This window comes from Pseudomonas cucumis, assembly GCF_030687935.1.
In the GTDB taxonomy this organism is placed as follows: domain Bacteria; phylum Pseudomonadota; class Gammaproteobacteria; order Pseudomonadales; family Pseudomonadaceae; genus Aquipseudomonas; species Aquipseudomonas cucumis.
The window spans coordinates 2,891,035-2,906,156 of record NZ_CP117454.1 but is presented as its reverse complement, the minus strand read 5'-3'; the positions used below and the strand labels follow the sequence as shown (position 1 = coordinate 2,906,156).

At 61.2% G+C, this 15,122-nt stretch carries 9 protein-coding genes; 8 read left to right on the top strand and 1 reads right to left on the bottom strand.

What is annotated here, in order from left to right; all coding sequences use genetic code 11:
- The 8 genes from treZ (at position 1) to PSH97_RS13240 (ending at position 12,841) form a co-directional block, all read left to right on the top strand.
- Positions 1-1,797 (top strand): malto-oligosyltrehalose trehalohydrolase, encoded by a 1,797-nt coding sequence (gene treZ / locus PSH97_RS13275; RefSeq protein ID WP_305449570.1) that lies wholly within the window; start codon positions 1-3, stop codon positions 1,795-1,797.
- Positions 1,794-3,872, top strand: coding sequence for a 4-alpha-glucanotransferase (malQ, locus tag PSH97_RS13270; RefSeq protein WP_305449569.1), 2,079 nt, complete (start codon positions 1,794-1,796; stop codon positions 3,870-3,872). Before treZ ends, malQ begins: the two co-directional genes overlap by 4 nt.
- Positions 3,869-6,664, top strand: a complete 2,796-nt coding sequence (locus tag PSH97_RS13265; RefSeq protein ID WP_305449568.1) for a malto-oligosyltrehalose synthase — start codon at positions 3,869-3,871, stop codon at positions 6,662-6,664. Before malQ ends, PSH97_RS13265 begins: the two co-directional genes overlap by 4 nt.
- A 21-nt stretch (positions 6,665-6,685) precedes the next feature.
- Positions 6,686-7,030 (top strand): DUF2934 domain-containing protein, encoded by a 345-nt coding sequence (locus PSH97_RS13260; RefSeq protein ID WP_305449567.1) that lies wholly within the window; start codon positions 6,686-6,688, stop codon positions 7,028-7,030.
- A gap of 128 nt (positions 7,031-7,158) precedes the next feature.
- Complete coding sequence (gene glgX, locus PSH97_RS13255; protein WP_305449566.1) at positions 7,159-9,318, top strand: glycogen debranching protein GlgX; 2,160 nt, start codon at positions 7,159-7,161, stop codon at positions 9,316-9,318.
- A 349-nt stretch (positions 9,319-9,667) separates the two neighbouring features.
- Positions 9,668-10,426: a PIG-L deacetylase family protein gene (locus PSH97_RS13250; protein WP_305449565.1), complete on the top strand. Its 759-nt coding sequence runs from the start codon at positions 9,668-9,670 to the stop codon at positions 10,424-10,426.
- 118 nt (positions 10,427-10,544) lie between these two features.
- Positions 10,545-11,345: an endonuclease/exonuclease/phosphatase family protein gene (locus PSH97_RS13245; RefSeq protein ID WP_305449564.1), complete on the top strand. Its 801-nt coding sequence runs from the start codon at positions 10,545-10,547 to the stop codon at positions 11,343-11,345.
- A 428-nt stretch (positions 11,346-11,773) separates the two neighbouring features.
- On the top strand, positions 11,774-12,841 hold the full coding sequence (locus tag PSH97_RS13240) for an autotransporter domain-containing protein (RefSeq protein WP_305449563.1): 1,068 nt from the start codon (positions 11,774-11,776) through the stop codon (positions 12,839-12,841).
- A 49-nt stretch (positions 12,842-12,890) separates the two neighbouring features.
- Here PSH97_RS13240 and glgB read toward each other — a convergent pair whose 3' ends face one another.
- Positions 12,891-15,122 (bottom strand): 1,4-alpha-glucan branching protein GlgB, encoded by a 2,232-nt coding sequence (gene glgB, locus PSH97_RS13235; protein WP_305449562.1) that lies wholly within the window; start codon positions 15,120-15,122, stop codon positions 12,891-12,893.

Genomic DNA, 15,122 nt, shown 5'->3' with positions numbered 1-15,122 from the left:
ATGCCGTTACGGACCCTTGAGACCTGGCCCCACGGCGCAATCATGCTGGACGCAGAACACACGCGTTTTGCCTTGTGGGCGCCAGATGCGTTTTTCGTCAGTCTTGAACTGGAAGATGGACAATCCCTGCCGCTGTTGCCTCAGGCCGATGGCTGGTTTGTGATCAAGACCCGCTGTCCCGCGGGTACCCGCTACCGTTACAACATCGATGGCGAGCTGGAGGTGCCGGACCCGGCCTCCCGCGCCCAGGCGGGCGATATCGACAGCCACAGCGTGGTGGTCGATCCCCTCGCCTATCGGTGGCAACACAGAGCCTGGCAGGGGCGGCCGTGGAATGAGGCGGTGATCTACGAACTCCACGTTGGTGCACTCGGCGGCTTCAGCGAGGTCGAGCAGCACTTGGCGCACCTGGTCGAGCTGGGCGTTACCGCCATCGAACTGATGCCGCTGGCGCAGTTCCCCGGCGAACGTAACTGGGGCTATGACGGGGTTTTGCTTTACGCGCCCCAAGCCTCCTACGGCTCGCCCGAACAACTCAAACACCTGATCGACACGGCCCACGGCCATGGTTTGGCGGTGATTCTCGACGTGGTCTACAACCACTTCGGCCCGGACGGCAATTACCTGCATCGCTACGCCAAAGGCTTTTTCCGCGAAGACAAGCACACCCCGTGGGGCGCGGCGATCGACTTCCGGCGGCGCGAGGTGCGCGACTTTTTTATCGACAACGCGCTGATGTGGTTGCTGGAGTACCGCTTCGACGGCCTGCGCCTGGACGCGGTGCACGCCATCGAAGACCCGGACTTTCTTCAGGAGTTGGCGCAACGGGTGCGGCGGCAAACCGACCCGGCGCGGCACGTATGGCTCGTGGCGGAAAACGAGCACAACCAGGCCAGCCTGCTGGGGCAAGGTTTCGACGCGCAGTGGAATGACGACGGCCATAACGCCCTGCACGTTCTGCTCACGGGTGAAACCGACGCCTATTACGCCGACTATGCCGAACAGCCCACCGAACAGCTCGCCCGCTGCCTGAGCCAGGGCTTCGTGTTTCAGGGCCACATCACCCGCCACGGTACGCCGCGAGGTGAGCCGAGCGGTCACTTGCCGCCTACAGCCTTCGTGCTTTTTTTGCAGAACCATGACCAGATCGGCAATCGCGCCTTTGGCGAGCGCCTGCATCAACTGGCCCATCCTGATGCCCTTTACGCCGCCACCGCGCTGCTGCTGTTGTCGCCGATGATCCCGCTGATGTTCATGGGCGATGAGTTCGCCGCCGAGCAACCGTTCCTGTTCTTCACCAGCCACCACGGTGAATTGGCGGAACTGGTGCGCGAAGGACGACGCAATGAGTTCGCGGCGTTCAGCGCCTTTGCCGATACGCACAAACGCGAGCAGATTCCCGACCCGAACGCGACGCAGACCTTCGAAGCTTCACGGCCGACACTGACCGCCAGCCGCCAATCGCCGATTTATGACCTGTATCGCCAACTGCTGCAGATCCGCCATCAACACATCATCCCGCACCTGCCCGGCGCCCAGGCGCTGGGCGCGCAGGTGCTGGCCGAGGGCGCGGTGACGGCGCGCTGGCGGCTGGGCGATGGCAGTCAGTTGCGCATTGACCTGAACCTCAGCGATGCGCCCGTGGTCCACACCCCACAGACCGGCGCGACATTGCTGTTCGAACACCCGCCACAATCGGCCGGTCTGTTGAATCAGGGCACACTTGCCCCGTATTGCGCGCTAGTCAGCCTCACGGCCGCAGCCCCTTTGCTACACCCGGATGGAGAGCGCCCATGAGCAATGCGCAACTGGAAATACTGGCCAACCGAGCAGGCCTGGCCGTCGACTGGATCGACGCCAATGGCCGTCCACAGAAAGTGACCCCGGCGGTGTTGCGCTCGGTGCTCAGTGGGCTTGGCCATCCCGCCAATACCGCCCAGGAGATCGACGCCAGCCTGCTGCAATTGCAGGAGGTGCAACAAACCCGGCACCTGCCACCGCTGCTGACCTGCGACGTGGGCGTCGGCCTTGATCTGGCCCACTACTTCGAACCGCAAACTCCGTGTGAAATCCATCTCGAAGACGGCTCACGGATTAACTTGAAGCTCGATGACAACGCTGTGTTGCCCGGCCTGGTGCCGGTGGGTTATCAGCATGTCAGCATCGACGATCAATCCTTCACCCTGGCGGTGGCACCCCAGCGCTGCTACAGCGTCGGCGACGCCGTTGACAGTGAAAACCCGCGCGCCTGGGGCCTGAGCGTGCAGTTGTACTCACTGCGCCGTCCCGGCGATGGCGGTTTCGGCGATACCCAAGCCTTGGAAGATCTGGCCCGGGTGGCCGGCGAACGAGGCGCCGAAGCGTTGGCGATCAGCCCGCTGCATGCGATGTTCAGCGGCGACACCCAGCGTTACAGCCCTTACTCGCCGTCCAGCCGTTTGTTCCTCAACAGCCTGTACGCGGCGCCCGGTGCGATTCTCGGTGAACGTGCCCTGCGCACCGCGATCGACGCCACCGGTCTTGCCGCGGAGCTCAAGCACCTCGAAGCATTGCCGCTGATCGACTGGCCCACCGCCGCCGAAGCCAAGCACCGCTTGCTCGAAGCCTTGTACGAAGGTTTCACCCACGGTGAACATCCCTTGCACCCCGACTTCAGCAGTTTCCGCCATGCCGGTGGCGAAGCGCTGGAAAATCATTGCCGCTTCGAAGCGATCCAGGAAGCCCGCGCGCGGCGCGGTGAAAGCCTCGACTGGCGCGAGTGGCCCGAACAATGGCGTGACCCGCGCAGCATCGCGCTGGCGCATTTTGCCGAAGAGAACTCGAGCCGCATCGGCTACTACGCGTTCTGCCAATGGCTGATTGCGCGCAGCCTGGAGCGCGCCCAGACCGCCGCCCGCAGTGCCGGCATGGGCATTGGCCTGATCGCCGATCTGGCGGTCGGCGCCGACGGCGGCGGCAGCCAGGCCTGGAGTCGCCAGGACGAATTGCTCGCCTCACTGACCGTGGGTGCGCCACCGGACATCCTCAACCGTTCCGGCCAGGGCTGGGGCATTTCCGCGTTCTCCCCCGAAGGCCTGGTGCGCAACGGCTTTCGCGCGTTTATCGAAATGCTGCGGGCCAACTTCGCCCATGCCGGCGGCCTGCGTATCGACCACGTCATGGGCCTGCAACGCCTGTGGGTGATCCCTAACGATGCGCCGCCCAGCGACGGTGCCTACCTCTATTACCCGGTGGACGACCTGCTGCGCCTGCTGACCCTCGAATCCCATCGGCATCAGGCCATTGTCCTCGGCGAAGACCTCGGCACCGTGCCCGAGGGTTTGCGCGAGAAACTCATCGCGCGCTCGATTCTCGGCATGCGCGTGCTGCTGTTTGAACAGGACAATACGCACTTCAAGTCGATTCTCGACTGGCCGGACAACGCCCTGGCAACCACCAGCACCCATGACCTGCCGACGCTCAATGGCTGGTGGCACGGCCGCGATATCGACTGGAGCGCGCGCTTGAACCTGGTCGACGCCCCGGGTGAAATCGAATGGCGCCAACACCGTGAGCGCGAGCGCGAAGGTTTGCGCCGGGTATTGAGCGAGGACCCGCAAAATTTCCGCGAAGAGTCCCACGAAACCGATCAGGTGCTCGACGCCGCGATCCGCTTCCTCGGCCATACCCGCGCGCCGCTGGTATTGCTGCCAATGGAAGATGCCTTGGGTATCGAACAGCAGGCCAACCTGCCCGGCACCACCGATACCCATCCCAACTGGTCCCGCAGGCTACCCGGCGACAGCGACGCACTGCTCGATGATCCAGACGCCGCCCGACGCCTGGAATTGCTCGCCTGTGCGCGACTTCAGGCGGCCGAGCGTGACCAATGAATCAATCGCTCATCCAGCCGCTGCGGGCGACCCTGCGGCTGCAATTTCATAAAGATTTCACCCTGGATCAGGCGGTGCCGCTGGTGCCGTACTTCGCCAGCCTGGGCATCAGCCACGTCTATGCCTCGCCGCTGCTCGCCGCCCGCGCGGGGTCCATGCATGGCTACGACGTGGTGGACCCGACCACGGTCAACCCTGAACTGGGCGGCGAAGCTGCCTTGCGCCGTTTGGTCGCTGCATTGCGCGAACAGAACATGGGGCTGATCCTCGACATCGTCTCCAACCACATGGCTGTCGGCGGTGGCGATAACCCCTGGTGGCTCGACTTGCTGGAATGGGGGCGTCTGAGCCCTTACGGCGAGTTCTTCGACATTCAATGGCACTCGCCCGACCCGTTGATGGAAGGCCAATTGCTGCTGCCTTTTTTGGGCAGCGATTACGGCATCGCCTTGCAGGACGGCACCCTGCCCTTGCGTTTCGATGCCCGGCGCGGCGCTTTCTATGTCGAGCACTACGAACATAATTTCCCGATTTGCCCGACGAACTACGGCGAACTGCTCAAGGCCGATGATCAATTGAATGCCGAGCAGGTCGAGCAGCTGAAATCCCTGGCAGACCGCTTCAGTACCTTGAGTTATCAGACCGACGTACACAACCTGGCGATTCCGCTGAAAACCGAGCTGCATGAACTCGCCAGCGATCCGGCTATTCTTCACGCGATCCAGCACACGCTCGGCACCTACGACTCGCTCACCCCCGAGGGTTTCCAGCGCCTGCATAACTTGCTGGAGCGCCAGAGTTATCGCCTGGCCAGTTGGCGCACCGCGGCGGACGATATCAACTGGCGGCGCTTTTTCGATATCAACGAACTGGGTGGCCTACGGGTCGAACGCCCGGCGGTGTTCGAGGCGACCCACGCAAAAATCTTCGAGCTGGTGGCCGAGGGTCTTGTCGATGGACTGCGCATCGATCACATCGATGGCCTCGCCGATCCGCGTGGTTACTGTCGCAAATTGCGCCGCCGAGTCGATAGCCTGGCACCGGAGCGGCACCTGCCGATCTACGTCGAGAAGATCCTCGGCGAAGGCGAAACCCTGCACCGCGACTGGTCCGTCGATGGCAGCACCGGTTACGAATTCATGAACCAGTTGTCGTTGCTGCAACACGACCCCGAAGGCGCCCAGACCTTGGGTGAACTCTGGAGCCGGCACAGTGAACGGCCCGCCGATTTCCGTCAGGAGGCACAACTGGCGCGCCAGCAGATTCTCAACGGCTCCCTCGCCGGGGATTTCGAAAGCGTCGCCCACGCCTTGTTGCAAGTGGCCCGGGACGACTTGATGACCCGGGACCTGACCCTCGGCGCGATCCGTCGGGCCTTGCAGGAACTGATCGTGCACTTCCCGGTGTATCGCACTTACATCAGCCCGCTGGGCCGCGCCGCCCAGGACGAAGTGTTTTTCCAGCAGGCCATGGACGGTGCCCGGCAAACCCTCGGCGAGGCCGACTGGCCAGTGCTCGATTGCCTGGCCGGCTGGCTCGGTGGTCAACCCTGGCGCAGATACCCGGTGGGCCGCCCACGCAAACTGCTCAAGCATGCCTGCGTGCGCTTCCAGCAACTGACCTCACCGGCGGCGGCCAAAGCGGTGGAAGACACCGCGCTTTATCGCTCGGCGGTGCTGCTGTCGCGCAACGATGTCGGCTACAACACCGAGCAATTCAGCGCCCCGGTGGCGGACTTCCATGCGGCCTGCGTCAATCGCCTCGCCGAGTTCCCCGACAACCTGCTGGCCACCGCGACCCACGACCACAAACGCGGCGAAGACACCCGCGCGCGGTTGGCGGTGTTGAGCGAGCGCAGCGCCTGGTACGCCGAACAGGTCGAACACTGGCGAACCCTGGCCGATGAATTGCGCATTGAACCCGGTGCGCCTTCGGCGGGTGACGAGCTGATTCTTTATCAAGCGATCCTAGGCAGTTGGCCGCTGGAGCTGCGCAGTGATGATCAGGCAGCGCTCGAGGACTACGCCAAACGCCTCTGGCAGTGGCAACAGAAAGCCCTGCGCGAAGCCAAGTTGCAAAGCAGCTGGAGCGCGCCAAACGAGGGGTATGAACAGGCGACCCATGGGTTTCTCGAACGCCTGCTGCTCAGCCCCGAAGGCGAGCGACTACGCGCGGCCCTCGGTGCGGCGGCGCAGAGCATCGCCGCTCCGGGCGCGTTGAATAGCTTGGCGCAAACCTTGCTGCGAATGACCGTGCCGGGGGTACCGGACCTCTATCAGGGCAACGAGTTCTGGGACTTCACGCTGGTCGATCCGGACAACCGCCGGCCGGTGGATTACGCCAGCCGTCAGCAGGCCATGCACGGACGGTTGGACCAGCCCGATCTGTTGGCGAACTGGCGTGACGGGCGCATCAAGCAAGCCCTGATCGCCCAAGCGTTAAACCGGCGTGCCGAGCATGCCGAGCTGTTTCAAAAAGGGACGTATCAAGCCCTGGAAATCCTCGGCAGCCAGGCTCACCGGGTACTGGCATTTGTTCGCGAATGGCAGGGAAAACGGGCTATCGTGACAGTACCGATACGCTGTGCCGAACTGCTGGAAAACAGTGCCGAACCACAGATTGACGCGCCGCTGTGGGGCGATACACGGGTCAAATTGCCGTTCGCCGCCCCTGAAGAAAATCTGAAGGGACTTTTTGCAAGCGTCATAGTCACAAAACACAGGGAACTGATGGTCAGCGCCGCGCTGGGGAATTTCCCGGTCAATCTCTTTATCCAAACTACCCAAGCTTGAGTTCAGTTCAGGAGCATTGCGATGAGTACCGACGATAAACGTATCCGCGAATTTGCCTATCAAATCTGGGAATCCGAAGGAAAACCCGCAGGCCAGGAAAAACGCCATTGGGAGATGGCCTGCAAACTGGCCGAAGCTGAAGCCCAAGCCAAAGCGTTAGCGCCCGGCAAGTCATCGAAAACGACTGGCAGCAAAAGCCTCGGCGCCAAGTCCGCGGTCGGCAAGCCCGACGGCAAGCTCAATGCCAAAGGCGTCGAACCCAAAACCAAGGCCAAAGCCAAACCCTCTGCTTCGACAGTGACCCCGCTTGGCGAAAAAAACGTCGAGAAAAAGCCACGCGCTGCGCGCAAACCGCCAACGACCTGACGCGTTTATCGCCTTGCCTCGCTTGATTTGTGGCGTGTCTCTCGCCACCGAGGGCGCGCTCGCCCTCGAAAAAAACCAGAGCCACGGTTCATCGCAGTCGAGTACCGTCACCCCATGCAGGAGCAACTATGAGCAGTCCAAAGAAAACCGCGCCCGAACCTCGTACCGAGGCCTCGCGAATCCGTGAAGGCTTGCCCTTCCCGCTAGGCGCGACCTGGGATGGCCTGGGGGTCAATTTCGCGCTGTTTTCGGCAAACGCGACCAAGGTCGAACTGTGCATCTTCGACGATTCCGGCGAGGTGGAACTGGAGCGTATCGAGTTACCGGAATACACCGACGAGATCTACCACGGCTACTTGCCCGACGCTCATCCGGGGTTGATCTACGGCTATCGCGTCTACGGGGCATACGACCCCGCCAACGGTCATCGCTTCAATCCCAACAAACTGCTGATCGATCCCTATGCCAAACAATTGGTCGGCCAACTTAAATGGTCCGAAGCGTTGTTCGGCTACACCATCGGCCACCCTGACGCCGACCTCAGTTTCGATGAGCGGGACAGCGCGCCCTTCGTGCCCAAATGCAAAGTGATCGATCCGGCTCACACCTGGGGTCATGACCATCGGGTCAGCGTGCCGTGGGACAAGACGATCATTTATGAAACACACGTACGCGGCTTCAGCATGCGTCACCCCTCCGTCCCCGAGAGCTTGCGCGGCACCTTCGCCGGGTTGATGGTCGATGACGTGCTCGAACACATCCGCAAACTCGGCGTGTCGACCGTGGAATTGCTGCCCATTCATGCCTTCGTCAATGACCAGCATCTGCTGCACAAAGGCATGACCAATTACTGGGGTTACAACAGCATCGCGTTCTTTGCCCCGGACCCGCGCTACCTGGCCAGCGGCAAGATCGCCGAGTTCAAGGAAATGGTCGCGCACCTGCACGACGCCAATCTGGAAGTGATCCTCGACGTGGTCTACAACCACACCGCCGAGGGCAACGAACAAGGCCCGACCCTGTCGATGCGCGGCATCGACAACGCCTCTTACTACCGCTTGATGCCCGACGACAAGCGCTACTACATCAACGATTCCGGGACCGGCAACACCCTGGACCTGAGTCACCCGTGCGTGCTGCAAATGGTCACCGACTCCCTGCGTTACTGGGCCACGGAAATGCACGTGGACGGTTTCCGTTTTGACCTGGCGACCATTCTCGGGCGCTACCACGATGGCTTCGACGAGCGTCATAGCTTTCTCGTCGCCTGCCGTCAGGACCCGGTGCTGCGCCAGGTGAAGATGATTGCAGAAGCCTGGGATTGCGGCCCCGGTGGTTATCAGGTCGGTAACTTTCCGCCGGGCTGGGTCGAGTGGAATGACAAATTCCGCGACACCGTGCGCGCATTCTGGAAAGGCGACGACGGCCAACTGGCGGACTTCGCCAGTCGCATGACCGCCTCCGGCGAGATGTTCAATCAGCGTGGCCGGCGGCCGTATGCCTCGGTGAACTTCGTCACCGCCCACGACGGCTTCACCCTCAACGATCTGGTGTCGTACAACGACAAACACAACGAAGCCAACGACGAGGACAATCAGGACGGCAGCAACAACAATCTGTCCTGGAACCACGGTGTCGAAGGCCCCACCGACGACCCCGAGATCAATGAGCTGCGCCAGCGGCAAATGCGCAATTTCTTCGCCACGTTGCTGCTGTCCCAGGGCACGCCGATGCTGGTGGCCGGCGATGAGTTCGCCCGCACCCAGGAAGGCAATAACAACGCCTACTGCCAGGACAGCGAGATCGGTTGGGTCAACTGGGACCTGAGCGAAGACGGCAAGGCCCTGCTCAAGTTCGTCAAACGCCTGATCAAATTGCGCCTGGCCTATCCGATCCTGCGCCGCGGGCGTTTCCTGGTGGGTAATTACAACGAAGACATCGGCGTCAAGGACGTGACCTGGCTGGCCCCGGACGGCAGCGAAATGTCCATCGAACAATGGGAGGAAGGCCACGGTCGTTGCCTGGGCATGCTGCTCGATGGCCGCGCCCAGGAAACCGGCATTCGCCGCAAGGGCGCCGACGCGACCCTGCTGCTGGTGGTCAACGCCCACCATGACATCGTCAACTTCCTGCTGCCGGAAGTGCCTGACGGTGGTTTCTGGACCTGCATGATCGATACCAATCAACCCTCGATTCGTGGCCAGGAGCGTTTCGAGTTCGGTCACGAGTATTCAGTCACTGGCCGTTCGCTGTTGCTGTTCGAATTGCAGCGCGAAGAAGACGAGTAAAGCTCCTGTAGGAGCGAGCGGTGCGGCGATCCGACTTGCCCGCGAAGGCGGTGTATCAAACAACAATGATGTCGACGGGCACACCGCCTTCGCGAGCAAGCTTCGCTCCTATAGCCGGGACGGTTTTACTGACTATTTGCGACACCTGACACAGCTTGGATCAAAAAATCCGTATCAAACCAAAGGCTGAGGCGACGAATAGCGATCCATGAGCAATACTCTGCCCGCGGCAATCCAGGGTTCGGAGCGCTGCAATTGCTATTACCCCGCCTTCACGGGTCTGCCAGGCTTGTTCCCCTGCAAGTAACGCGCATGACTGAGGGCAAGACAGAACAAGGAAGTAGCGCCTATGAAAACGGTTTCCATCAGTGAAAACAGTTCGCCCGCGCAGATCTGGAACAGCGCCCCGCAACTGGACAACATCCCTGTCATCAACACCGAAACGCTGGTCCCGGCCGGCGCTCGCGCAGTCGTCATCGCACCGCATCCCGGCGATGAAGTGGTGACCTGCGGCGGCCTGCTGCAGTTGCTGTGCTCCCTCGGTCATCCTCTGCAATTGATCTCGATCACCGACGGTAGCGCCAGTCATCCGGGGTCGCGACAATGGTCGGAGAAACGCCTGAGCGTCATTCGCCCCCAGGAAAGCGTCGAAGCGTTGCGCCGGCTCGGGTTGCCGATGCACAGCCTGAAGTGGATTCGCGGCGGCTTCACCGACAGCGGACTGGGCGAGCGGGAATCTGAGCTGACCCAGTTCATCGTCCGCTACCTGCGACCTGGCGATGTGGTGTTCAGCACCTGGCGTGAAGACGGTAACGTCGACCACGACGCCGTTGGCCGGGCCTGCGCCAGGGCAGCGGCTTTGGTCGGCGCGACGCTTAACGAAATACCAATCCGGGCCTGGCATTGGCCGACACGCGATCATGCGCTGATCCCCTGGCATCGCGCCCGCAAAGTACGCCTGGACACCTGGACCGTCGCTCGCAAAAGCCACGCTACTCACGCCTACGCCAGCCAACTCGACGGCGAGCCGGCGATCGGCATCGCCCCACTGCTACCCCCGGTGATTCTGGAGCGCATGCGATTGCCGTATGAAATTGTGTTTGTCTGAATCATTCGAGGAATGTTTATGTAGCCCGCTCCCACATCGGATTGGCATCGCTCAAACTGAACTGCTCGCCCATGCATTAGTCGCATGCATACATCAGGCTTGATTCAGAGGAGTGAACGTGACCAGCGATGCCGAACGACAGGCCGTCGAATCAATACCACCGAACACGCCCGCGGCGATTCATCGACTCAGAGTGCTGACGGTCAATACCCATAAAGGCTTCACCGCCCTCAACCGGCGCTTCATCCTTCCGGAATTGCGTGAAGCGGTACGCAGCACATCGGCCGACCTGGTGTTTCTACAGGAAGTGGTCGGTGAGCACGACCGGCATTCATCCCGTTACAACGATTGGCCACAGACCTCGCAGTACGAATTCCTGGCCGACAGCATGTGGAGCGATTTCGCTTATGGTCGCAACGCGGTCTACCCCGACGGCCACCACGGCAATGCTCTGCTATCGAAATACCCGATCCGCGAATTCCGCAACCTCGATGTCTCGATCACCGGCCCCGAGCGGCGCGGGTTGTTGCACTGCGTGCTGGATGTGCCGGGGCATGCCGAAGTGCATGCCATTTGCGTGCACCTGAGCCTGTTGGAAAGCCATCGCCAACTGCAGCTGCAGTTGCTCTGCCTGTTGCTCGAATCGCTGCCCGATGACGCCCCGGTGATTATTGCCGGCGACTTCAACGACTGGCAGTTGCAAGGTAATGCCGCCCTCGCCCGGCGCCATTACCTGCATGAAGCCTTCGAACGCCATCATGGCCGACCAGCGAAAACTTACCCGGCGCGTTTCCCCCTCCTGCGCCTGGACCGGATCTACCTGCGTAATGCCAGCAGTCATGAACCGCAAATACTGGGCCACAAACCCTGGACGCATCTGTCGGACCATTTGCCACTGGCGGTGGAAGTGCGCCTGTAACACCGTCAAGCGACAGTCGCCGAGAACGGCTAACGCCGACAGAAAAAATGACAGCAATGGCGCACCGACGCCGTTTGTTTATCCTGCGCTGGATTCTCCATCAAACAACCGATAGCCCCCTACCCAACGCGTCTGGCCCGCGCCTTTCGGGATGATTTTTTGCACAAACAACAACTTATATACGCGCCAAAAATCAGTCACTTACAACACCTAAAATAGCTGTACCGCTTATCGGCCACTTTCTTGACGCGGCGTCAGCAGTCTTCTTAGCTAGTGCTTACTACCCCCGGAAATCCATCAGGGGCAAGCCTCCAGACTCCTGTAAAAACGGGCGGGTCTGACCTTGCCTCAATCCATTCGGTCGCCCCTCATTCGGGGTAGGAGAGACGCCAAAGCGAGATACGCATGCGATTGCAAGGTAGACCCCCATGAAAACTTCATTCACCTCACAAGAGATCAAAATCACTTTTTGCACGGTCACAGGTTCACTCCTGCTGTGCTCATCCATGGAGGTGCGGGCTGCGTCTGCCGAGGACGAACCAACCCCCTGGTACAACCAGGCACTGCCAACCCTTACCTTGCCCGCCGGTTCCGCCACGTATCCCGGCCGTTTACGCGTCAATCCAGACTTGCAAAGCTCACGCCTGACGGTCGAAGACGCCGCGCCTTCGGCCTGGGACCACGTCTATGGAAAAACCTCACGGCAGGCCCAAACCGATTATCTGGCCCAAGGCTCTTCTACCCCCGGCTCCAGTGAATTCAAAGGCCCGGCGCTGCTGACCGTACAAAGCAACAGCGGCCATACCCAACGGGTCGGACTGATCGGCGGCACCGCCCAATTCCAGGGCAATGACAACGGCCTGCTGACCAGTCGCGCCCTGGCCGATCCCGGCCATGACACACTCAACCTTCAAGGCCAAAGTCTCGGCGCCTACTGGAGCCTGACCGGCCCGCAAGGCTGGCACGTGGACTTGTCGGCCAGCGGTGGCCGGGTCAACGGTTACAGCCGCAACGACCAGGGCGCGCGACAAGCCACCGAAGGCAGCGCGGTGACGCTGTCGGTGGAAGGTGGTTTCCCGATTGGTCTGGGTAATAACTGGGTGATCGAACCCCAGGCGCAGTTGATCAATCAACGCATTACGCTGGATACGCCCTATGCCGGCTCCGGTAACGCTTCATCCAGCGACATGACGTCCTGGAGCGGTCGGGTCGGTGCACGCTTGAAAGGCAGTTACGATATTAATGGCCTGCCAGTGGAACCCTATGTGCGGACCAACGTGTGGCACACGGTGTACACCGGCAATACCGTAAGCCTGGATCAGGTCGACAAAATCAGCAGCAGTCGCAAATCCTCGACGGTGGATGTGGGTCTGGGTTTGGTGGCCAGAGTAACGCCCTTGGTCAGTTTTTATATCAGCGCCGATTACAGCAGTGATGTGGATGACAATGATTTGAACGGGTTGATTGGCAGCCTCGGGGTGCGGATGCGGTGGTGAAGCCTGGCCGATGATCGTCCCCACGCAGAGCGTGGGAACGATCAGGATCCTAACCCTCAGGACGCAAAATCAACACTGCCAACGGCGGCAGGTTCAACTCCACAGAGAGGGCCTGGCCATGGCTCGGTTCTTCGTCGGTGAACACCCCGCCGCCGTTACCGTAATTGGACCCGGCATAAGTGTCGGCATCGCTGTTGATCAACTCGACCCAACGCCCGGCGAACGGCACACCAATGCGATAAGACTGTCGCGGCACCGGGGTGAAGTTGGCCACCACCAGCACCGGCCGCCCGTCCTTGCTCCAGCGCAGCCAGGCGTAGACGCTGTTGACCGCATCGTCGCCGATCAACCACTGGAAGCCTTGCGGGGCATCGTCCTGATCATGCAGTGCCGGTTCTTCGCGATACAACCGATTCAGGTCACCGACCAGTTTGCGCACCCCTTGGTGTTCCGGGTATTGCAGCAAATACCAGTCCAGTTGCTGATCGTGATTCCACTCACGCCACTGGCCGAATTCGCAGCCCATGAACAACAATTTCTTGCCGGGATGCGTCCACATGAAACTCAGATAAGCCCGCAGGTTGGCAAACTTCTGCCAGCGATCGCCGGGCATCTTGTCGATCAGCGAATGCTTGCCATGCACCACTTCGTCGTGAGAAATCGGCAGGATGAAGCGCTCGGACCAGGCATACATCAGGCCGAAACTCAGCTCGTTGTGATGATGGGCGCGGTACACCGGATCCTGCTGGATGTAATGCAGCGAATCGTGCATCCAGCCCATGTTCCACTTATAGGCAAAACCCAGCCCACCCTGTTGCGTGCTCTGGCTCACACCTGGCCACGCCGTGGATTCTTCGGCAATCACCAGCGCGCCCGGCGTTTCCAGAGCCACCACGTCATTGAGATGGCGCAGAAAATCAATGGCCTCCAGATTTTCCCGACCGCCGTGACGGTTGGGCACCCACTCGCCAGCCTTGCGCGAATAATCGCGATACAGCATCGACGCCACCGCATCCACGCGCAGGCCATCGATGTGGAAATGCTTGAGCCAGTGCAACGCCGACGCCAGCATATAGCCGTGCACCTCGGTGCGGCCCAGGTTGTAGATCAGCGTGTCCCAGTCCTGGTGAAAACCTTCCTGCGGGTTGCCGTACTCATACAACGCGGTGCCGTCAAACTGTGCCAGGCCGTGGGTATCGGTGGGAAAATGCGCCGGCACCCAATCGAGGATCACGCCGATCTCGGCCTGGTGACAGGCATTGACGAACGCGGCGAAGTCATCCGGCGTGCCGTAACGGGCGCTCGGAGCGAATTGTGACAGCAGTTGATAACCCCAGGAGCCACCGAACGGATGCTCCATGATCGGCATCAGTTCGATGTGGGTGAAACCCAGCTCCTTCACGTAAGGAATCAGCCGCTCGCCCAACTCGTGCCAAGTGTACTGACGGGCGACTTCGCCCAGGTCATCCAGCTCGCATTGCCAGGAACCGGCGTGCAACTCGTAGATCGACAGCGGTGCACTGGTTCGCTGACGCTCGCTGCGGGACTGCATCCAGGCCTGGTCCTGCCAGTCGACTTTCAGCGGTGAGGCGACTTTCGATGCAGTGTCCGGTGGCAAAGCGGTGGCAAGGGCCATCGGGTCGGCCTTGAGCGGCAGAATGCCGTGGGCGCCAAGGATTTCGTATTTGTAGGCCTCCCCCGCCTGCAGGCGCGGGATGAACAATTCCCAGACACCGGTAGGGTGGCGCAGACGCATCGGATGCCGACGCCCGTCCCAGACGTTGAAATCGCCGACCACCGAAACCCTTCTGGCGTTCGGTGCCCACACGGCGAAGCGCACGCCCTCCACGCCATCGACTGTCTTCAGCTGCGCGCCGAGGCAGCTGCTCAGGTCGCGGTGATTGCCCTCGGCAAACAGGTACAAGTCCATCTCGCCGAGTAACGGGCCAAAGCTGTAAGGGTCCTCGGCGAGTTGCTCGCCACCGGCCCAACGGGTTCGCAACAGATAGGGCCGCGCCCGCTCGAAGTGCCCGACGAACAGCCCCGGGGTTTGGGTGGTCTCAAGGCTGCCGAGTTCCTCCCCGGACTCCTTGTCCACCACCTGCACGCTCAAGGCGTCCGGTAGATAGGCTCGAATGAATTGCCCGCCGGCGCCATCGCCATGCGGGCCGAGAATTGCAAAGGGGTCTTGGTGCTCGGCGCGTACCAACGCATCGATATCCCGCGCCCTGGGTAGCAGCGCCTGTTCCACGTGCCCCTGTTCCTTGTTCGAGATATTCAT

Excerpts from the sequence above, each read along its gene's own strand:
- treZ (WP_305449570.1), top strand. The coding sequence starts at position 1 with ATGCCGTTACGGACCCTTGAGACCTGGCCCCACGGCGCAATCATGCTG.
- malQ (WP_305449569.1), top strand. The coding sequence starts at position 1,794 with ATGAGCAATGCGCAACTGGAAATACTGGCCAACCGAGCAGGCCTGGCC.
- PSH97_RS13265 (WP_305449568.1), top strand. The coding sequence starts at position 3,869 with ATGAATCAATCGCTCATCCAGCCGCTGCGGGCGACCCTGCGGCTGCAA.
- PSH97_RS13260 (WP_305449567.1), top strand. The coding sequence starts at position 6,686 with ATGAGTACCGACGATAAACGTATCCGCGAATTTGCCTATCAAATCTGG.
- glgX (WP_305449566.1), top strand. The coding sequence starts at position 7,159 with ATGAGCAGTCCAAAGAAAACCGCGCCCGAACCTCGTACCGAGGCCTCG.
- PSH97_RS13250 (WP_305449565.1), top strand. The coding sequence starts at position 9,668 with ATGAAAACGGTTTCCATCAGTGAAAACAGTTCGCCCGCGCAGATCTGG.
- PSH97_RS13240 (WP_305449563.1), top strand. The coding sequence starts at position 11,774 with ATGAAAACTTCATTCACCTCACAAGAGATCAAAATCACTTTTTGCACG.
- glgB (WP_305449562.1), bottom strand. The coding sequence starts at position 15,122 with ATGAATATCTCGAACAAGGAACAGGGGCACGTGGAACAGGCGCTGCTA.